General features: G+C 62.3%; 9 protein-coding genes (1 of these 9 running past the window's edge). 5 read left to right on the top strand and 4 right to left on the bottom strand.

Annotated features, from left to right (window positions below):
- The first annotated feature begins 147 nt into the window (after positions 1 to 147).
- From pvdM to J3Q04_RS08385, 5 genes are all read left to right on the top strand, one after another.
- A complete protein-coding gene (gene pvdM / locus J3Q04_RS08405) occupies positions 148 to 1,518 on the top strand; it encodes a pyoverdine-tailoring dipeptidase-like protein PvdM (RefSeq protein WP_434606939.1) in 1,371 nt (456 codons plus the stop codon).
- Entirely contained in the window at positions 1,515 to 2,795 is a 1,281-nt protein-coding gene (gene pvdN / locus J3Q04_RS08400; RefSeq protein WP_434606942.1) for a pyoverdine-tailoring periplasmic protein PvdN, read from the top strand. The genes pvdM and pvdN overlap by 4 nt, the downstream gene beginning before the upstream one ends.
- Before the next feature lie 20 nt (positions 2,796 to 2,815).
- Positions 2,816 to 3,691: a dihydropyoverdine dehydrogenase gene (gene pvdO / locus J3Q04_RS08395; protein ID WP_434606943.1), complete on the top strand. Its 876-nt coding sequence runs from the start codon at positions 2,816 to 2,818 to the stop codon at positions 3,689 to 3,691.
- A 276-nt stretch (positions 3,692 to 3,967) separates the two neighbouring features.
- The gene (locus J3Q04_RS08390; protein ID WP_434606946.1) at positions 3,968 to 5,626 is read left to right on the top strand and encodes a cyclic peptide export ABC transporter; all 1,659 of its coding nucleotides are present in this window, start codon (positions 3,968 to 3,970) and stop codon (positions 5,624 to 5,626) included.
- A 39-nt stretch (positions 5,627 to 5,665) separates the two neighbouring features.
- Positions 5,666 to 9,796 (top strand): amino acid adenylation domain-containing protein, encoded by a 4,131-nt coding sequence (locus tag J3Q04_RS08385; protein ID WP_434606949.1) that lies wholly within the window; start codon positions 5,666 to 5,668, stop codon positions 9,794 to 9,796.
- A gap of 141 nt (positions 9,797 to 9,937) precedes the next feature.
- On the opposite strand, the gene J3Q04_RS08380 is transcribed toward J3Q04_RS08385, so the two are convergent.
- From J3Q04_RS08380 to J3Q04_RS08365, 4 genes are all read right to left on the bottom strand, one after another.
- Positions 9,938 to 10,309, bottom strand: a complete 372-nt coding sequence (locus J3Q04_RS08380) for a DUF6124 family protein (RefSeq protein ID WP_434606950.1) — start codon at positions 10,307 to 10,309, stop codon at positions 9,938 to 9,940.
- 508 nt (positions 10,310 to 10,817) lie between these two features.
- Positions 10,818 to 13,289 (bottom strand): TonB-dependent siderophore receptor, encoded by a 2,472-nt coding sequence (locus tag J3Q04_RS08375; protein ID WP_434606952.1) that lies wholly within the window; start codon positions 13,287 to 13,289, stop codon positions 10,818 to 10,820.
- 355 nt (positions 13,290 to 13,644) lie between these two features.
- Positions 13,645 to 16,857, bottom strand: a complete 3,213-nt coding sequence (locus J3Q04_RS08370) for a non-ribosomal peptide synthetase (RefSeq protein WP_434606954.1) — start codon at positions 16,855 to 16,857, stop codon at positions 13,645 to 13,647.
- Positions 16,854 to 21,407 carry the end of a non-ribosomal peptide synthase/polyketide synthase gene (locus tag J3Q04_RS08365; RefSeq protein WP_434606957.1) on the bottom strand. The gene runs 9,009 nt beyond the window's last position, so the window shows 4,554 of its 13,563 coding nt (coding positions 9,010-13,563); its start codon lies off the right edge, out of view; the stop codon is at positions 16,854 to 16,856. The genes J3Q04_RS08370 and J3Q04_RS08365 overlap by 4 nt, the downstream gene beginning before the upstream one ends.

Raw genomic sequence — 21,407 nt, 5'->3', positions numbered from 1 at the left:
CATGGGAACGCGATCCTCTGTGGGAGCGAGCCTGCTCGCGAAGAGGCCCTTGAGAACACCTAAATTTCCCGCCCGATCACTCGTTCCCCCCAGATAGCAAAGGCCCCCGCGCCTGTCCTTCCAAGGCGAACCAGACTGAGATCGGCAATGACAACACCACGTTCGAAAAAAGCTCTTTTCACCGGCGTGCCCCTGGCCCTGGCGCTGGTCGTCGGGGCTGGCGTCGCGGCCTGGGACCATTGGTGGCGGGACAACCCCGGCTACTCGGTCAAGGTGATGAAAGAAGCGCGCGAGCTGCACGAACGCCTGCTGTCCTTCGACAGCCACATCACCGTGCCGCTGGATTTCGGCACCGCCGGCAACGAAGCGGACAAGGACGGCGAGGGCCAGTTCGACCTGGTGAAAGCCAATCGCGGCCGCCTCTCCGGCGCCGCGCTGACGATCTTCGGCTGGCCCGAACTGTGGAACGGGCCCAACGCGCCACACAAGCCCACCGCCGGGTTCGTCGAAGAAGCGCGCAACCAGCAAGAGGTGCGCTACAAGATCATCACCGGCATGGTCCGGGACTTTCCCAACCAGGTCGCCATCGCCTACACCCCGGACGATTTCCGGCGCCTGCATGGCGAAGGCAAGTTCGCGATTTTCATCAGCATGCTCAACGCCTATCCCCTGGGCCACGACCTGAACCTGCTGGACCTGTGGACGGCGCGGGGCATGCGCATGTTCGGCTTCAGCTACATCGGCAACAACGACTGGGCCGACTCCTCGCGCCCGCTGCCGTTCTTCAACGACTCGCCCGACGCCCTCGGCGGCCTATCGGACATCGGCAAGCAAGCGGTGACACGCCTGAACGACCTGGGCGTGATCATCGATGTGTCGCAGATGTCGACCCAGGCTTTGGAGCAAGTCGCGCAACTGAGCCGCACGCCGTTGGTGGCGTCCCACTCCGCGCCACGGGCGATGGTGGACATCCCGCGTAACCTCAGCGACAAGGAAATGCAGCTGATCAAGGCCAGCGGCGGCGTGGTGCAGATCGTGGGGTTCTCTCAATACCTGCGCCCGCTGACGCAAAAAACCCAGGGCAAACTCAATGCCCTGCGCGGGCGCTTCGACCTGCCACCGCTGCCCAACCTGGCGATGGCCTTGATGCCCGGCGACCCGATCATCGCCGCGTGGCCGGAACAGAAGTTCGGCGAATACGCCGGCCAGCTCTACGGCATTCTCGAAGAGGAACCCAAGGCCAGCCTCAAGGATTTGGGCGATGCCATCGACTATGCCGTGCGCAAGATCGGCATCGACCACGTCGGCATCAGTTCGGACTTCAACGAAGGTGGCGGCGTGAAAGGCTGGGAGAACGTCAGCGACATCCGCAACGTCACCGCCGAACTGCTGACCCGCGGTTACTCCGAAGCCGACATCGCCAAGCTGTGGGGCGGTAATTTCCTGCGGGTCTGGGATCAGGTGCAGAAAGCCGCCCGCCCTGCCATCGCCTCGGCGCAGAAGGCCCCTCAGCCATGATCGAGCGCCGCGCCTTACTCAAGCACGCCGGTATTATCGCCGCCGGCCTGCCATTGGCCGCAAACCTGCCTTCGAGTGCCGCGGCCGACTCACCGCCGCCGCTGTCCCGGGACAAATGGGCGCAGCTGCGCTCGCTGTTCAACCAGGACCCGAACTACCTGCACTTCTCCAATTTCCTGGTCACCACCCACCCGCGCCCGGTGCGCGAGGCCATCGAGCGGCACCGCGCCGCCCTGGATAAAAACCCCGGGCTGCTGATGGACTGGGACTTGGGCGTCACCGAAGCGCGCGAGGAAAACGTGCGGACCTGGGCCGGTCGCTACCTGCAAGCGAACCCGAAGCAGATCGCCCTCACCGGCAGCACCACCGAAGGCCTGGCGATGATTTACGGCGGGGTCCATGTCCGGCCCGACCAGGAAATCCTCACCACCGCCCACGAACACTACGCCACCCACACCATTCTCGATCTGCGCAAGCAACGGGACGGAACACGGGTGCGCAAGATCAAGCTGTTCGAGAACGCCCATGGCGTCAGTGAGGCGCAAATCCTCACGGCCATCGACCGCAACATCCGTCCCGAAACCCGCGTGCTGGGCATGACCTGGGTGCACTCAGGCAGCGGCGTCAAGCTGCCCATCGGCAAGATCGGCGCCCTGGTGGACAAGCACAACCAGGGCCGCAGCGATGAACAGCGCATCGTGTACGTGGTGGACGGCGTGCACGGTTTCGGCGTCGAGGATTTGAGTTTCCCGGCGATGAATTGCGACTTTTTCATCGCCGGCACCCACAAGTGGATGTTCGGCCCACGGGGCACCGGCGTGGTGTGCAGCCGCAGCGAAGAGGTCAGGTACGTCACGCCGATCATCCCGACCTTCTCCGAAGCCACGGCGTTTTCCACCACCATGACCCCGGGCGGCTACCACGCCTTCGAGCATCGCTGGGCGGCGGACGAAGCGTTCAAGCTGCACCTGCAACTGGGCAAGTCCGAGGTGCAGGCGCGTATCCACGCGCTCAACACTTACCTGAAAAAACACTTGCTCGCGTTGCCGCAGATCGAGCTGGTGACGCCGCTGAGCCCAGAACTGTCCGCCGGCTTCACCTTCTTCCGGGTCAAGGATCGCAAGAGCGACGAGATCGCCGCCTACCTGATGCAAAACCGCGTGGTCGCCGATGCCGTGCACCGCGATGCCGGACCGGTGATCCGCACCGCGCCGGGGCTGCTCAACACCGAAGCCGAGATTGATCGCTTCCTGGCGCTGTTGGGCAAAACACTCTGATGACTGATCGAGAGCAATCGATGAACCGCTTTTTATTGAAGACACTCCCGGCGTTGGCCCTCGCCGCCCTGCTGCCCTCCGATGCCCAGGCCTCGCAACCGGGCCAGGTGTTTCGCGACTGCAAGGACTGCCCGGAAATGGTCGTGCTGCCCACCGGCACCTTCCAGATGGGCACCCCGGAAGACGAAGTGGGCCGCGAGCCCGACGAAGGCCCGCTGCACCCGGTGACGTTCGCCAGGCCCGTTGCGATCAGCCGTTTCCAGGTGCTCAAGGGTGAATGGTTCGCCTACCTGCGCGATACCGGCTACGTGATGCCCGACGGCGACAAGCGCCCCGGCCGCGCGTGCCAGGCCGGCGTGCCGGACTACCAGGGCAGCGACCCGCGCAAGCAATACACCGACCGGCACCCGGCGGTGTGCATGAACCTCCAAGAGGCTACTGCCTACGTGGCGTGGCTTTCGAAGAAGACCGGTAAGCCGTACCGACTCGTCAGCGAATCCCTGCGCGAATACGCCGCACGTGGTGGCAGCACCGGCCCATTCCCCTTCCCGTTCGACGAAGGCAAGGACTACAGCATCGCCCAGCACGCCAATACCTATGGCGCCGCCGACGGCTTCAACTTCACAGCGCCGGCGGGCAGCTTCGCGCCCAACGCCTTTGGCGTGTACGACATGCACGGTAACGTCTACGAATGGACCGCCGATTGTTTCAACGAAAACTACACCGATGCGCCGAGCGACGGCAGCGCCGCGCTGATGGGCAACTGCAAGGTGCGACGCATCCGCGGCAACGACTGGGGCGAAGCGCCGGTTTTTTCCCGTTCGGGCAATCGCAATGCGGTGTTTTCCGATGCCCGCGGTGACTGGCTGGGGTTTCGGGTCGCCCGGGATATGTAGCTCAACCGGACCATCTGAAGATCCGCTTTTTGTGGCGAGGGAGCTTGCTCCCGCTGGGCTGCGAAGCGGCCCCTAGATTTTGCGGTCGCTGCGCAACCGAGCGGGAGCAAGCTCCCTCGCCACAATAATGTGTGTCAGGAGACTCTGGTTAAATCCCCTTCCCCTCCAATCGTTCCATAGGTGGGCGCGCCCCAACCGGCGTGCCGCTGTCCTCCAGCCCTTGCGGTGAAAGCCCGCGATGGCCTTTGCCTTTTTTTCATCTAGCAGGGAAACCTCATGAGCCAACCAAAACGCGGGGTGATCGCTGAGCTGTTCATTCTGCTCAAACCCTTCCGGCTGATTGTCGCAGGCTCCATTCTCCTGGGCATGCTGGGTGGCTTGAGCATCACGGCCCTGCTGGCAACCATCAACGGCGCCTTGAACGCCGATGCGGGGCCCACCCCCCAAGTGTTGGCGACCTTCGCCGGCCTGTGCGTGTCAGCGCTGCTGACCTCGATCCTGTCGGACATCGGCACCAACCACGTCGGCCAGAACATCATCGCCAGCCTGCGCAAATCCCTCGGCCAGAAAGTCCTGCTGGCGCCCATCGAGCAGATCGAGCGGTTCCGCAGTCATCGGCTGATCCCGATCCTGACCCACGACGTCAACATGGTCAGCAACTTCGCGTTTTCCTTCGCACCGCTGGCGATTGCCTTTACCGTCACCCTCGGTTGCCTGGGCTACCTGGCCTACCTGTCGTTGCCGATGTTTGCGCTGCTGTTGGTGGCGCTGGTGATCGGCACGGTCATCCAGTACGTGGCGCGCGCTCGTGGCATTCGTGGTTTCGAAGCCGCCCGCGAGGCCGAAGACGCCCTGCAAAAGCACTACAGCGCCATCGCCGCGGGCGCCAAGGAGCTGCGCATCCACCGCCCGCGCCGCCAGCGCATGTTCAGCCAGCGCATCGAAGCCACCGCCGAGCAGATCTGCGACACCAACATCCGCGCGGTCAATACCTTCGTGGTCGCCAAGACCTTCGGCTCGATGCTTTTTTTCGTGGTCATCGGCCTGGTCCTGGCCCTGCAATCGCTGTGGCTGGGCACCGACAAAGCGGTGCTCAGCGGTTTCGTGCTGGTGTTGCTGTACATGAAGGGGCCGTTGGAATACCTGGTGATGACGTTGCCGGTGATCAGCCGCGCCAACATCGCCTTCAAGCGCATTGCCGAATTGGCCGAGCAGTTTTCCTCGCCGGAACCGCACCTGCTGCTCAACGACAAAAGCGTCCCCAAGCCGACAATTCAGCGGCTCGAATTGCGTGACGTGCATTACGCCTTCCCCCCGGTCGACGGCACCCAGCCCTTCGCCCTTGGACCGGTCAACCTGACCATCGCCCAGGGCGACATTGTGTTTATCGTCGGTGAGAACGGCGGCGGCAAGACCACGCTGATCAAATTGCTGCTGGGCCTTTATGCGCCCCAGGGCGGCGAAATTCTCCTGGATGGCGAGCCGGTATCGGCGGCGCGACGTGACGATTATCGCCAGCTTTTCACCACCATCTTCGCCGACTATTACTTGTTCGATGAACTGGTGCAGGGCGATCAAAACGTACCCGGGGATGCCAACCGCTACCTGGATCGCCTGGAGATCGCCCATAAAGTCAGCATTCGCGACGGCGCTTTCAGCACCACCGATCTTTCCACCGGGCAGCGCAAGCGCCTGGCCCTGCTCAATGCCTGGCTGGAAGAACGTCCCGTGCTGGTCTTCGACGAATGGGCCGCCGACCAGGACCCGGTGTTCCGGCGCGTGTTCTACACCGAACTGCTGCCGGAGCTGAAGGCCCTGGGCAAAACCATCATCGTCATTTCCCACGACGATCGTTACTTCGACATCGCCGATCAACTGGTGCGAATGCAGGCCGGCCGGGTGGTGAGTGAAAAGGTCCCGGCAGCCTTCGCCTGAGCCTGCCCGACGCCAATGTTGTTTTACCGCGAGAACACCATGAACGAACTGCTAGATGATGATCTGTTGGCGCTGTTGCTCGATGAGGTCGCCGATGACAGGCACGCCCTGGCCAGCCGCGGCAGGATGGATCGCGCGCCCCTGTCTTTCGCCCAGCAACGCTTGTGGCTGGAGCAGCAGCGGGACCCGACCCGTTCGGCCTACAACCTGCCACGGGCCTTGCGCCTGAGCGGCGAACTGAACCCCGATGCCTTGGAAGACGCCCTGAACCGCGTCATTGACCGACACGACATCCTGCGCACCGCGTTCATTGAAATCGACGGCGCCGCCACTCAGGTAATCGAGCGCAGCACCTACCTGACCCTGCATCGCGAAGACCTTGCCGGGCTCGACCAGCCGGCACTTTCGCAGCGCATCGAGCAACACGCCCGGCAACCGTTCGATCTCACCCAGGCGCCGCTGATACGGGCCACGTTGCTGAGATTGAGCCGTACCGAACATGTGCTGCTGCTCAACATGCATCACATCGTTTCCGATGCGTGGTCCAATACCATCCTCATGCAGGACATGACCCAGGCGTACGGCCGGGCGGTGCTGGGTGATTCGTCTGCGCTGCCACCGTTACCGATGCAATACGCCGATTACGCGATCCACCAGCGCGGCGACTATCTGCAAAGCGCTGCCCGCCTGCGCAGTGGCAAATACTGGAGCGAGTACCTGGGCCGCGACTTGCCCACCCTGGAGTTGCCCCAGGACTTTCCACGCAACACAAGCCAACAACACAGGGCCGGTCGCGTGCACGTATCGCTGGCGCCGTCGTTGGCGCGAGCACTGGACGCTTTTTGCCAACGCCAGGGGCTCACGCCGTTCGTGGTGGCGCTGGGTGCGTGGCAATTGCTGCTGGCCCGCTACAGCCGCCAGGACGATTTTGCCGTCGGTGTCCCCAACGCCAATCGCAACAGCCATGAAAGCCAGGCGTTGGTGGGATTTTTCGTCAGCAGCCAGGTGTACCGGGCGCGGATCGACTCGAGCCGCAGCGCATTGGATTACCTACGAGCGCTGCGCGGCCAATCCCTCGCCGCGCTGGAGCATGCCGATTACCCGCTGGAACTGATCCAGGATCAATTGGGCGCCAACCCGTTGTTCAAGGTCCTGTTCAACTGGCGCACCGGGTCACGGACGACATCGCTGCCAAGCCTGGATCTACTGACGCTGGAGTTCCTCGACACCGGTGAAGGCCAGGCCAAGTTCGATGTGTCACTGGATGTCGACTATTCACAGCAGCAGATACTCGCGACGTTCGAGTACAGCCGTGACCTGTACCGCGCGGACACCATCGAGCGCATGGCCGAGCATTGGCAGAACCTGTTGCGGGGGCTGATCGAGACGCCCGAACGCGCCCTCGGCGAATTGCAATTATTGAGCGCCGAAGAACGGCGGCTGACCCTGGACGACTGGAACCGCCAACCCACCCGGCTGCATAGCGAAGAATGCCTGCATCGCATGATCGAAACCCATGCCGCCAACACAGGTGAGGCGATAGCGCTAACGTTCGACGGGCAGCACATGAGCTATGCCGAGCTTAACCGCCACGCTAACCGATTGGCCCATCGATTGATCGAGCAAGGCGTCGGCCCCGATGTGCTGGTGGGAATCGCCGTGGAGCGGACACCGAAAATGATCATCGGCCTGCTGGCGATTCTAAAGGCCGGTGGCGCCTACGTGCCGCTGGACCCGGCCTACCCGGCCGACCGACTGGCCTACATGATCCAGGACAGCGGCGTCAGGCAGATCCTGACTCAGGCCCATCTGCTTGAATCGCTGGCGTTGCCGGCCGACATCGACTGCCTGCTGTTGGATACGAGCGATGCCGACAACGCCTGGCCTGAGCACAATCCCGATGTGCCAATGCATCCGGACAACCTGGCGTATGTGATCTACACCTCCGGTTCGACCGGCAAGCCCAAAGGCGCGCTGCTCGCGCACCACAACGTCAACCGCCTGTTCCAGGCCACTGAACAGTGGTTCGGTTTCGACCACCGGGACGTGTGGTGCCTGTTTCATTCCTATGCCTTCGATTTTTCCGTGTGGGAGATTTTCGGCGCGCTGCTGCACGGGGGGCGGCTGATCATCGTGTCCCACGCCGTGAGCCGGTCGCCCGAGGATTTCTACGCCCTGCTCTGCCAGGAAAAGGTCACGGTGCTCAACCAGACGCCTTCGGCGTTCAAGTCGTTGCTGCGAGTTGCATGTGAGCCTGGACAGCCCCTCAGCCACCGGTTGCGGCAGGTGATTTTCGGCGGCGAAGCAGTTGATGTGCACAGTCTGCGTCCTTGGTTCGAACGTTTCGGCGATCAGGCGCCACAATTGATCAACATGTATGGCATCACCGAAACCACCGTTCATGTCACCTGGCGACCACTGTCGATGGCGGACTTGCACGGCGAGGCCGCGAGCCCCATCGGCGAGCCCATCGTCGACCTGTCCTGGTATCTGCTCGATGCGCACCTGAACCCGGTGCCCAAGGGGTGCAGCGGTGAGCTGTATATTGGTCGCGCCGGCCTGGCCCGTGGTTATCACCAGCGTGCCGACCTCACCGCCAGCCGTTTCATTCCCGACCCGTTCGACCCATCGCCAGGTGGACGCCTGTACCGCACCGGGGACCTGGCCCGCTACCTCAGCGACGGCAGCATTGAATACATCGGGCGCCTGGATCACCAGGTCAAGATCCGCGGCTTCCGCATTGAACTGGGCGAGATCCAGGCGCGCCTGCAAGTACTGCCGGGCGTGCGCGAGGGCGTGGTGCTGACCCACGACGGCCCGGGAGGCCTGCAATTGATCGCTTACGTCATCCCGACACAACCGGCCACGGTCGAACTGCGGGATAACCTGCTGATCGCGCTCAAGGCGCATCTGCCGGATTACATGGTGCCCAGCCATCTGTTGTTCATCGATCACCTGCCGCTCAACGCCAACGGCAAGCTCGACCGCAAGGCCTTGCCCGAACCCGACCTCACGCTTCGGCATTCGAACCACGTGGCGCCCCGCACGCAGTTGGAGCAAGCGTTGGCGCAACTCTGGCAGCAGTCCCTCAAAGCCGAGCGCGTGGGTATCAGCGACAGTTTCTTTGAACTGGGCGGGCATTCGATCCTGGCGATCGAGCTGATCGCCAAGCTCAAGGCGAACCTGAACATCACCGTGCGTCTGCAAGAGTTGCTGGCCAACCCGACCATCGCCGAGTTGGCCCTGTTCATCTCACAGAAACACCGTGAACAGACGCAATGCCTCGTTGCCCTGAATAGCGCGCCCGCCAGCGCACCGCAGCTGTTTTGCCTGCACCCCAGCGGCGGCATCGTGTTCTGCTACCAACCGCTGGCGCGCAAACTGCAAAACCGGGCGCGAACTGTCGGCATCATGCACCGCGGCTTCAGCGAACCCCATGCAGGCCCCGAGGCCTGGCAGGAAATGATTGCCGACTACAGCAAGGAAATCGTCAGGGCCCAACCTGAAGGTCCGTATTACTTGATGGGCTGGTCCCTCGGCGGGGCGATCGCCTTCGACATCGCGGCGGTGCTGGAAAGCCAGGGGCACACGGTTGATTTCCTCGGGTTGGTGGACAGCACGATTCCAGAACACCTGTATCCCTCAGGGATGCCGCGCCATCGGCATCTGGCGGGTAACGAAAAAGACGATGCGGCCTCCCAGGATCTACTTGAAGCAATTGAATACTTCGACTTGCTGTTCCCTTCGCTGACGGAGCGCACGGCGGCTTATCGACGGGAGCGACCGGACAGTTCGGTCACGGCGTTCCATGAGTGGGCAGCCGGACAGATCGAGCCTGAGCGAGGCGACCTGTTGTCGATCGTGCAGAGCGTCAAGGAAGAAATCATGAATGCCCAGGCGTTCTCGGTGCATGATCGGTTGCTGGAGGCATTTGCGGGATTCACTTTCAAGCCTGTGAGAGTTCGACCGAGCTGCTGGTGGACACGGACGGAGAAGACTCCCGAGGAACTGGCTTTTTGCGAGGCACTGGTTCGAGAGCATAGCTTGACGGGGGCGTTGCGGTGTTCGGTGCAGTCTCCGCTGGGTCATCGCAGCATGATTTTTGATGACGGGTTGCTTGGGGAGCTGGTCGAGGTTTTTCTGGCCAGTACGGTTGAGAAGCTTTCTTGAGCAAAAAATGACCCTGTGGCGAGGGAGCTTGCTCCCGCTCGGCTGCGCAGCAGACGCCGCTTTTCAGTTCAGGAACTCTGGGGTCGCTTCGCGGCCCAGCGGGAGCAAGCTCCCTCGCCACGGGGGGCTGCGGTGCTGCGGCTAGCGTGGAGGCTGGGGCAGCTCGATGTCATCCAGTGCCCGATTGGCCAGTAGCGTTCCTAGCTCGATCAATTGCTGGAGCCCCAACGCCACATGCCGCCGCGAGCCTTCCAGGTCGAAGGCCAGGTCGTTGGCCATGGCATTAGCGCAAGCCAGGGTCTCGCTGAGGGTGGTCAGTATGGATTCGGTGTTGAGCCCTTTGACCACGGTAAAGATCTGGCCGTCCTGGGTGTCGGGCTTGGCTGGCTTGTTGGGCGATAAGTGGATGTCTAGTGCTCTATCGGCCGCTTCGCGACGCTCTGCTGAGTCGAGGCTGGTGTAGGCGGAGAGATCTTTGGCTTTTTTTGGAGGGTTGGGGGTGTTCTTGACCATCTTGAAACTCCTGACTTGATAGTGAGCTTAACCACCTCGTGACCAAACGAGGGTGGTGGGCTATACGCAGGTTGGTCAACCGGGAAGTCAGGCACCCGGCGCACTCGAGAGTGCCCCGCGCACAGCCCGCCGCAAAGCATAACGGCAAAAGCGCCGAGATGCTGAGTTGCGCATGTGCGCCTGACTTCGAACAGGTGACCAAACCCGGTCGCTGATTTTGCAGCGACGGACAAAGCCTATCCCCATCGCTTCCGAACCACCAACCGACACGACTCGTCAGAAATGTCCGGCTCGCCACATTTTTTGTAGGACACAGGTTCCTGTGGCGAGGGAGCTTGCTCCCGCTCGGCTGCGCAGCAGACGCCGCTTTTCAGTTCAGGAACTCTGGGGTCGCTTCGCAACCCAGCGGGAGCAAGCTCCCTCGCCACGGGGTTTGCGTTTTCAGCGAAATTAATCCCATAAAAAACCGACCCGTGTAAGTGGGTCGGTTTTTTTTCTTTGCAGGCAATCAGAACTGCGGCGTGTACTTCACTGTGAACATCAAATTACGCGGATCGCCAAAGTTGTTGTTGCCATTGAGTTGGTTGTAAGCCGGCGTTATGTAGGTCTTGTCGAACAGGTTGTTGGCGTTGACCGCCAGATCGATCTCAGACGTCAACTTGTAGCCGACACGGGCGTTCCATACGGTGTAGCCCGGGATTTCACGGTCATAGTCGTAAACCAGCGTGTGGCTTTGGGTGGTGAAGCCCAGGCCGGTGCTGACACGGCTCCAATCGCCGGTGAACTGGTAGTTGCCCCACACGCGCAACATGTGTTTTGGCGTCCAGGTGCTGAAAACCTTGCCTTCCTTACTGTCGATACCGCCCGTGTCTTCCAGGTACTTGGTGGTGTTATAGGTGTAGCCCGCGAACAACTGCAAGTTTTCTACCACTTCACCGCTGATTTCGGCCTCGATGCCTTGGCTGCGCACTTTCCCGGAGGCAGAAGAGCAGTTCACCCCAGTGCAGCTAGGGATGTTGACGGCGCGGTTTTCGTGGTCGTAGCGGAACACAGCCAAGGAGGTATTGACCCGTCCATCCATCAACTCGCCCTTGAGGCCGACTTCGTAGTTTTTGCCAACAATGGGCTTGAGTACCGAACCACTGGGATCGACGTTGGTCTGCGGTTGGAACACGTCGGTATAGCTGGCGTAAACCGCCCACTCACGGCTCAGGTCATAGACGACACCGGCATAGGGCGTGACCACGCCGGTTTCGGTTGAGTAGCTTGGCGTGTTGCGTGTAATTCCGGCTGCGAGTTCATTTTTCGACTTGTAGCTGAAGTCGTACCAGCTGACCCGGGAACCCAGGATCAGTGTCAGGTCATCCACCGGCTTGACGCGCCAGGTGCCGTATATGCCTTTCTGGCGCACGTCGTACTTGCTGAGGACGCCCATGCCACCCGCAGCGATCAAACTGTCGTAGCTGATGTCCGGGCGGTCATTGTCAAGGTCGAAGATCGAGTCGCTGGTGCTGTTGAAGGTACGGGCATATTTATCATCCGTCTCCAATTGGGAGAAGTTGCCACCCAGCATGACCTCCTGTTCCATCGACAAGGCTTCGAACTTGCCGGTCAGGTTCATGTCGAGACCGGCCTTGGTAGACTGGAAGTCGGTCAGGAAGTCGGCATATTGCACGCCACTGCCATCGGGCAAGAGACCACCGACTCTTTGGACGCGCTGGTTCTTCGCCTGGTTATCCTCGGTCATATACACGCCCCCCACCTTGAACGCCCAATCCTCATTGAAGCGATGCTCCAGATCGGCATAGTAGGTGGTGACATCGATTTCCGAACGGTTCCAGCGCGCGCCGGTGTAGGTGGAGCGCGACACGTCCGGCATCGAGCCATCGGCGTAGCGCGGCAAACCACGGATGTTGCCGCGCGATTCGCCATTGGATTGGCTGACCGCCAAGCCCAAGGTGGTGTCTTCGCTCAAGTCGATGTCCAACGAGCCGTACAGCGAGTGGGTTTTGGTCCACGCGTGGTCGATGAATGAGTTGCTCTGGTCTTCGTCGGCAACTATACGGCCGCGGATGTTGCCAGCGTCGTTCAGCGGACCGCCAGCGTCCAGCTGCAAGCCGTAGTGGTCCCAGGAACCGGCCTTGCCCCTCAGGGTCACGGTCGGTGTGCTCTGGCCACGCTTGCGCACCAGGTTGACAGCGCCGCCGGGGCTGCCGGTACCTTGCAGCAAGCCGGACGCGCCACGAAGGATCTCCAGGCGGTCGTAGAAAATCAGGTCCTGGGTCGCCCAGTTGCCCAGCGAGTAGGTATTACGCGGGATCGGCACACCGTCGTACTGCCAATCGTCGATCTGGAAACCGCGCGACGACAGGATCATGCCCTGCCCCACGCCCTGGAGGCCAACGATGCCGGTGGTCTGGTTGACAGCGTCCTTGAGGTTGACCAGGTTCTGGTCATCCATCTGCTTGCGCGTCATCACGGTGATCGACTGGGGAATTTCCTTGAGGGTGTGGGTGCCCTTGCCGATCGTTACGGCGTTGCTGGTGTACGAGTTGCTGCCTTCGGTCGTTGCAGCCAACTGTTCGGCGTTGATGGTCGTTGCGCCCAGTTCCAGGCCCGCGGGGGAGCCCTTCACCAATATCAGGGTGTTGCCCTCGAGGCTGTAGCGCACGCCGGTGCCCTTGAGCAATTCGGTGATGGCCGCCTGCGGGCTCATCTTGCCGCTGACGCGGTTGCCTTTCAGGCCGGCCAACTCGTCGACGTTGTAGATCATTTGTTGGTTGGTTTGCTGGCCGAACGCTTGCAGCGCCTGCGGCAGCGGTTGCGCTGGGATGTTGACACTGACGTCTTCGGCCATCACCTGGGTGCTCAACGGCAACACACAGACCAGACCCAAGCCCGTCAACACCCGCCGCGAACGCAGGCCGCGGGACATGACAAGTGCCTTGAACAGCGGTTTCAACTCATGAATTGCCGACATCGTGCTCTCTTATTGATAGAAGTGAAAAGTCCATGGGGCCGAAGGGCCTGCCGTTCGCCAGCGCGGATTACCTGCTGACCGACCCCTCCCCGGGCACGGTCATCCGGCTGTACGACAGCGACATGTTTTCTGGACACAACCGGCGCCTGGGCTGCCTTGCCCGAGCCGATTCGCCCGCATTCCTTAGTAAGACGAAGCACCTGGGAAAAACCGGAATGAGTTTATTTATCATTTGCACGAAAGTTACAAAAAAGGCCGACGCGTGCTGGCGTCGGCCTTTTGTTGGTTGAGCATCGTTCCCAGGCTTTCGCGTGGGAACGCCGCCAGGGACCCTCTGCACTGCGTTTCTCTCAGGTCAACGACCCTGCGCCGCTTTGGCCGCCTGCTGTTGCCGAGCCTGTTCGGTCAGTCGAGCCTTTTCTTCGGGACTCATCGCCTCCAAGCGCAGGCGGGCCTGGGCGATTTTCTCCAGTTGTCCCGGGCTGTTCTCCTCCGCCCGCAAGGCCGTCGCCAGCGACGCCACGGTCGGATGATCGAAGACCAGTCCCGGATGGATGTCGCACTGCAACAGCTTGCGAATGCCGGCCACCAACTTGATCACCAGCAGCGAGTGACCGCCGGCCGCGAAGAAGTCGCGATCGATGCCCAACCGTTCGAGCCCAAGCAATTGGGCCATGCGCGCAGCGAGCAATTGTTCGAGTCCATCACGGGGTGCGACGCCCTCTTCATCGCTCGTCGCGACGGCCAAGTGCTGCAACGCCTGGCGATCGATCTTACCGTTGGCCAGCCGTGGAAAGCGTTCGATCAGGTGCCAATGCTGCGGCACCATCACGCCGGGCAAGCGTGCGCTCAGCTCGGCGCGCACGGTGTCCAGCACATCCGTAGGCAAGCCTTGCGCTGCCACGATAAATGCCAGCAAACCTTGCTCGGCCGAGGTGGCTGGCACCACCAGCGCCTCGGTTACTTGTGGCAGGCGCAGCAGCTGGGCTTCGATTTCCGCCAGTTCGATACGGAAGCCCCGCACCTTGACCTGCTGATCGCGCCGCCCCTGCAGTTGAATGCCGCCGTCCGGGCGATAACGCGCCAGGTCACCCGTGCGGTAGAGGCGCTGCGCCGCATCGAACGGGCTCTGGATGAACGTCTGTCCATCGGCCCCGGCGTTCAGATAACCCCGGCACAGTTGCGCCCCGCCCAAGTACAACTCACCCGGCACGCCCACCGGTGCCAGGCGTAAATCAGCATCCAGGATATAAACCTGATTGTTGCCCAGCACCTGGGTCAGCGCCGAACAATCCTCAGCGGCACCCTCCAGCGACACCGGATGGATCATCACCCCGACCGTGGCTTCCGTCGGCCCGTAGTGGTTGAACACTCGGCAATCGCTACGCAACCGAGCGATGCGCTCGATCAATGTCGGCGCAATCGGCTCACCGCCGAGCACCAGGGTACGCGGCAATGTCGCCTGCTCGCTGTCGAGCAATGCCGCGAGGTGCGATGGCACGATTTTCAGGCAATCGATCTGTTGCCGCCGCATGAACGTGGCAAACAACGCGCCGTCCTGCATCTGCTCGTCATTGGCAACGTGCAGCGTCGCGCCATTGAACAGCGCGCCAAACAGCGCCGTGTTGCCCAGGTCCGCCGCCACGGTGGAGCTGAAGGCGACATGTGTGCACTGATCCAGCGCCAACGCCTGGCTGGCCTGGGCGGTGTAGTTGAGCAATTGCCGATGCTCGATGACCACGCCTTTGGGCACACCGGTGGAGCCGGACGTAAACAACACATAGGCGGTGTCGTTGCCCTTGGTCGCCAGCGCCGGCAAGGGCTCGCTCGACGGACTCAGCCCGGCCAACGTCAGCACGTTACATGGCGGGTCCTGCCACGCCGGCAGGTGCGCCGCATCGGTGACCACCACTGCGGCGCCCGCCTGCTCCAACATCAACGCCTGACGGGCCTGGGGCCATTGGATATCCAGCGGCAGATAGGCCGCACCGATGCGCCATGCCGCCAGCATCGCGATCACCAGATCCGCCGAGCGCGGCAAGGCCAGGGCGACGATCGAGCCCTTACCCAGGCCTTGCTCTTGGAGGCCGAGGGCCACGCGTTCGACCTGCTCATTCAACTGGCCGTAGCTCAAGGACTGGTGGGCGTCGGTCAGCGCGATGGCCTCCGGCGTCCGTAGCGCCAGGTCCGCGATGCGTTGCGGCAGATAGCGGTTATCGCCCAATACTTGCATCGGCGGGTTGATCGCGCGCAAGCGCTGTTCCTCGCTGTGGCCCAGCAGGTTGAGCTGCGCCAGCGGCGTTTGCGCATCCGCCAGGATAGAGGCCAGCAGCACGTCGTATTGTTCCAACACGGTGCTGGCGGTGGCTTTCGAATAACGAGCGTCGGCGTATTGCAGGTCGATCGCGGCAAGCTGCTGGGCATCCTCCAATCGAACCTGCAGCAGTAGCTCAAGCGGATCGGTCCGGACAGGCAAAGACTCCTTCCACTTCAAACCGGCGTCGCTGTGGACGAAACTTGCTCGACCGATCGCAAAGCCATAGGCCGGATACGCCGCGTAAGGTGCCAGTTCCGGCACCCAATATTCCTGCCAGGTGCGATGCGCCTCAAGGCCCGCCGCCAACTGCACCAGCCACTCACTGAACGGCGCGTTGGGGGGCAACTGCACGCAAAGCGGCAGGGTCTTCTCGAACACGCCAATGGCGCTGGCGAAGTAGTCATAATCGCTGCGGCTGTCGTGACGCACGCCCACCAGTGCCTGGTCGGAACCGCTCAGGCGTCCCAGCAGCACCCACCATGCGCCCTGTAATAACGTCTCCAACGGTTGCCCGAGCTCATCGGCCAAGCGCTGCAAAGCATCGCGCCGGACCGGTTCCAGCTCCAATGAAACACGGGCATCGACGGTCCCGCTGCCGGCGCGGCGTGCCGCCAGCCATGGCGTGTCGATCTGCGCCTGCAAACCTTGCAGATGTTGCTGCCAATAGGTTCGCGCGGTGGCGGCATCTTCATCCAGGACCACTTCGCTGCGCCATTCCAGATACTGGGCGAAATCTCCCGGCGCTTCGTCTTCCGAACACTGGCCCGCATACGCCTGCCCTACCTGTCCAAGCAGCAGGTTCATCGATGGCGCATCGGCACTGTAGCGGGCGATGCCCAGCAGCAATTGCCATTGCCGTGGCGCCAAACGATAAAGCACCGCCTGGACGCCAGCCGATTCGCCGACCACGAACGCCCGGCCGAGGGTTTCGTTGAACTGTGCCTGGACCTCTTCAACGGGCTGTTCGCTTGCGTTTTTCGTCAGCGGGAAGCGCCCGGCCTGGGCAACCTGACGCAAGCCGTGGAAACCTGCGACCTTGACCAACCGCGCCAGCAGCATCGGCTGCTGCGTCGCCAGCCTGTCGAAAGCGCCCTGCAATCGCTGCGGGTCAAGGTCGCCGTCGATAGCCACGCTTACCCAACGCAAGGCATCGCCAGTGGTCACCGTGCCCGACAATTGCTCAAGGACCCGTTGCTGCTCGGGCGCCAGGGCGAAACCCGCGTCCTGCACGTCCATCATCACCTCGTTCATGCTCCGGTTTCCTCGGTACTGAATACGCCCCGGGCGGATTGCCCGACGGTCGCGGGCCGTTGCAGGCTGGCGTGGTCGTACATATCACCCATGGCGACCACGATCTTGCGTGGCCCTTCGAACGGGTCGCGGGCATGGGCCACCAGCATGTTGTCCAGCAGGATCACATCGCCTTTGCGCCAGTCGAAACGCACCGCGCAGGCTTCGTACAACTCACCGATACGCGCCATCACCTCGTCTTCGATCGGTGTGCCGTCGCCGTAGTAGACATGCCGGGGCATGCGGTCCAGGCCGTACATCGACAACAGGTCCTGGCGCACGTCCGGCTCCAGCCAATGGATGTGATGCAACTGCACTTGGTTGAAGAAAGATTTTTCCCCGGTGATCGGGTGCGTGATGATTGCCGGCCCTGGCGTACGGGTTTGCAATTCATCGTTATCGAGCCAACGCCACTGGATGCCGCCGGCCCGGCAACGGGCCTCCACTTCGCGGCGATCCTCGGTCTTGAAGAAGTGCTGCCACGACACGTCGAGTTTGTCGGTGAAGGTGCGTACGTAGAGCAGCCCCTTGTCCTCGAATTTTTCGCGCAGGTCCGCCGGCAGTTTTTCGTACATCAGGCGGCAGTCCACCACCGGGGTCGCGCCGCCCACGGGCGCCGCTTGCTCGCAATAGAACATCTGCTTGCGCGGCCAGCGATCCTGGTGGGAGCTCTCGTTGTGGAACAGGATCATCTTGCGTTCCGGGTATGGCGTGGAACGGTAGGTGTTCTTGCCGCCTTCCTTTTTCGGCAAATCGCCGTACTGGCCGTACAACCCCGGTTGAATCGCTTCGGCGAACGCTTCGAAACCCTGGATGCCGTCCAGCTCGAAACCACGGAAGAGGATGCCAGCGTGTTCGGCCAGCTTCTGCTCGATCAATGGCCGGTTTTGCCGGATCCACTCGATAACGTCGAGGTGCGGGTCGCCGGGCTCCAGCATCAATGGGAACCGCTGTGGCGCCGCCACCAGGGATTCACGCACCAGCGCCGGACGCGGCCGCGCGGCCGGTGTCGCCGATCGCTTGAGGAACTTGCCCAGTTTGTCGGCCTTGGGCCCCGGGACGTTGGCAGGCGTGGCGGCTGTCGCCACGTTGTCGACTGGCATGCTGATAGCTCCCAATTGAATATCCTGATCAGCGACGATCTGTTCCAACAGGGTCGTCCAGGCCCCGATCAGGTACTGGACGCGCCCATGTCCGAACAAGCGTGTGGCGAACTGCCAATTACCGCGCAATTGCCCTTCTTCTTCGTCAACGAACAATGCCATGTCGAATTTAGAATGGTTCTGCAGCGCTGGCAGGAACTCCACGCTCAAGCCCGCCATGGAGCGCGTGCGCACCGGCACGTTGTTCATCACGAACAGCACCTGGAGCAACGGGTTCATGCCTTTGTGACGAGGCACGCCCGAGGCATCGACGATCTGGTCGAACGGCAAGTCCTGATGCTCCAACGCGCCGAGCAAGTCGTCCTGGGTCTGGGCCAGGAACCGCGTGAACGTCATGCCCGCATCGAAGCGCGAGCGCAGCGGCAATACGTTGACGAAGAAGCCGATCAAGCGCTCCAGCTCCGGTTGCTCGCGCCCCGCCACGTCAGCGCCCACCACCAGATCCTGCGCGGCGCAGAGGCGATGCAACAACACTTGGAACGAGGCCAGCAGCGTGCTGTACAGCGTGACGCCGGCTTCGCTCGATAACCGCCGCAATGCCGCGCTGAGTCCGGCAGACAGTTCGAACTGCAACGCATCGCCCTCATACGACGAGGTCTGCCCGCGAGGGTTGTCCAGCGGCAGGTCGAGACGCCCGTTGTAGCCATCGAGCCGTTGCTTCCAATAGTCGGCCTGGCGCGCCAGTACGCCTTGCTCTTCCAACGCCTGTTGCCAGAGGGCGAAGTCATGGTATTGGACCTCCAGCGGCGCCAGCGGCATCGGTTCATGGCGCGAAGCGGCTTCGTAGATCTGCACCAGTTCGTTGATCAACAGCCCCATCGACCAGCCATCGGAAATGATGTGGTGCATGGCGTACAACAACACGTGTTCGGTGGGGTTCAGGCGCAGGATTCGCCCACGCAGCAGCGGCGCCTGCTCCAAATCGATCGGCGTGCGAGCATTGTCCAGCGTCGCCTGGGCCACCTGTTCCAACTGGGCACCGGGCGATAGATCGCAGAGATCGACCAGCGGGAAATCCAACCGGACTTCGTCGGCAATCAGCGCCAGCGGATCGCCTTCGTCGTCCTGGACGTACGCGGTGCGCAGTACGGCGTGACGGCGCGTCACTTCGGCAAAACTGCTCATCAGGCGTTCGACCGATAACTCGCCGCACAAGCGCAGGGCCATGGGCATGCCATACGCCGAAGTGCCACCGGACAGCTGCTCGGCGATCCACAACCGCCGTTGCACCAGCGACAGCGGAGCCGATTGCCTTGGCCCGTGGGCCTTGAGCCGGACCTTGCTGGAGTCGCCGGCGCGCACGCTTGCATCACCGGTCCCGCTCATCAGCGCCGCCAATGTGCTGAGGCGTGGATGATCGAACAGATCACGCAAGCTCAGCGGATAGCCCGTGAGTTTGCGCAGCCGAGAGATGGCCTGGGTCGCCAGCAATGAGTGACCGCCGCGCTCGAAGAAATGATCGTTGCGACCGACCTGGTCCACTTCCAGGACTTCGCGCCAGACGTCGGCGATCTGTTGCTCCAGTTCGCTTGCGGGTGGCGCGTAACCGTTTTGCGTCGCCCCGGTTTCCACACCCGGCAACGCCTTGCGGTCAAGCTTGCCGTTGGGGGTCAGCGGCAGGTGATCGAGGAACAGCCAGTGCGCCGGGATCATGTAGTCGGGCAGATGCTCCTTGAGGCGGGCCTTGAGTGGATCGCGCAGGGTGTCGGCGTCCAGCGAGGCCACCACGTAGGCGACGAGTTGCTGCCCGCCCGGCCCTTCCTGGGCCAGCACGGCGACTTCGTTGACCTCGGGCTGCTGCAACAGTCGCGCCTCGATTTCCCCCAGCTCGATACGGAAACCACGGATCTTCACCTGATGGTCGATGCGGCCCTGGTATTCGAGCGCACCGTCGTCGCGATAACGGCACAGGTCGCCGGTGCGGTAGAGGCGTTCGCCGGTGGTGGAGAACGGGTTGGGCACGTATTTTTCGGCGGTCATCGCCGCGCGGCCAAGGTAACCCCGGGTGATGCCCGCGCCGCTCAGGTACAGCTCAGCGGACACGCCTTGGGGGACCGGTTGCAGGTTGGCGTCCAACAGGTAGCTGGCGGTGTGCTTGAGTGGGCGGCCGATATTGGCCGTGCCGCCTTGGGTGCGGCGGGTCCAGGTTGAATAGGTGGTGTCTTCCGATGGGCCATAAAGGTCATAGACATGCTCAATCCCCTGTGGGAGCGAGCCTGCTCGCGAAGGCGTCCTGTCAGTTTGCATCGGATTGCCTGACCCACCGCTTTCGCGAGCAGGCTCGCTCCCACAGGTTAGGGGTGTTGGGTAGAGGGCATCCACCAGGCTTTGCTTCAGCGGCTCACCGGCCAGGTTGATGATGCGCACGCTCTGCGGGATATCCCCACTGCGCTGCAACGCCGCGATGGCCGAGGGCACGGTGTTGATCAGGCGCACCTGGTCGCGGGCCGGCAGGTGCGGCAGTTCCAGGGCATTGCGGGCGATGATCAGCGAACCGCCGTTGGCGAGGGTCACGAACAGCTCCCACACCGACAGGTCGAAACACACCGAGGTCGAGGCCAGCACGCCTTGGATGTCGTCGCGGCTGTAGACGGTTTTGGACCAGTCGATCAGCGCCAGAACGTTGCGGTGGGCGATGGCCACGCCTTTGGGTTTGCCGGTGGAGCCGGAGGTGTAGATGACGTAGGCGAGGTTGTCCGCTGAAACGTGAGTAACCGGTGCGCTCAATGGATAACGTGAAAGGTCGAGTTGATCGAGCATCAATACTCGGGTTCCGGCCGGCTCCGTCAAAGCCACAGCCTGCTCGGTCAACAGCACCTTCGCCCGGCTGTCGTCGAGCATGTAGGCCACGCGTTCGGCCGGGTAATCCGGGTCAAGCGGCACGTACGCGCCGCCAGCCTTGAGCACCGCCAGCAAGGCGATCAGCAGTTGCTCGGAGCGCGGCATCGCCACGCCGACGCGCACTTCCGGGCCGACGCCCAGCTCGATCAGTTTATGGGCCAGACGATTGGCGCGGCCGTCGAGTTCGCTGTAGCTCAGGCGAATATCATTGAACGTCACCGCCAAGGCGTCCGGGGTGTTTTCCGCTTGGCGGGCAATCAATTGATGGATGCATAGGTCTTGCTCGAACGGCGCATCCACCGAATTCCAGTCATGGGTCAGGCGCTGGTGTTCATCGAATTCCAGCATCGACAGTTCACCCAAGCACAGCTCGCCATTAGCCGTCATCTGTCCGAGCAACTGAGCCAGATGCGCCGCCAACCGCTCCACGGTAACCGCCGAGAAACTCGCCCGCTGATAACTCATATGCACCGACAACTGCCGCTCCAGCCCCACCAACAGCGTCAA

Origin of the sequence: Pseudomonas sp. D4-21, from assembly GCF_051132125.1 — a bacterium.
In the GTDB taxonomy this organism is placed as follows: domain Bacteria; phylum Pseudomonadota; class Gammaproteobacteria; order Pseudomonadales; family Pseudomonadaceae; genus Aquipseudomonas.
The sequence above is the reverse complement of the archived record's forward strand: the minus strand, read 5'-3'. Positions and strand labels throughout refer to the sequence as shown.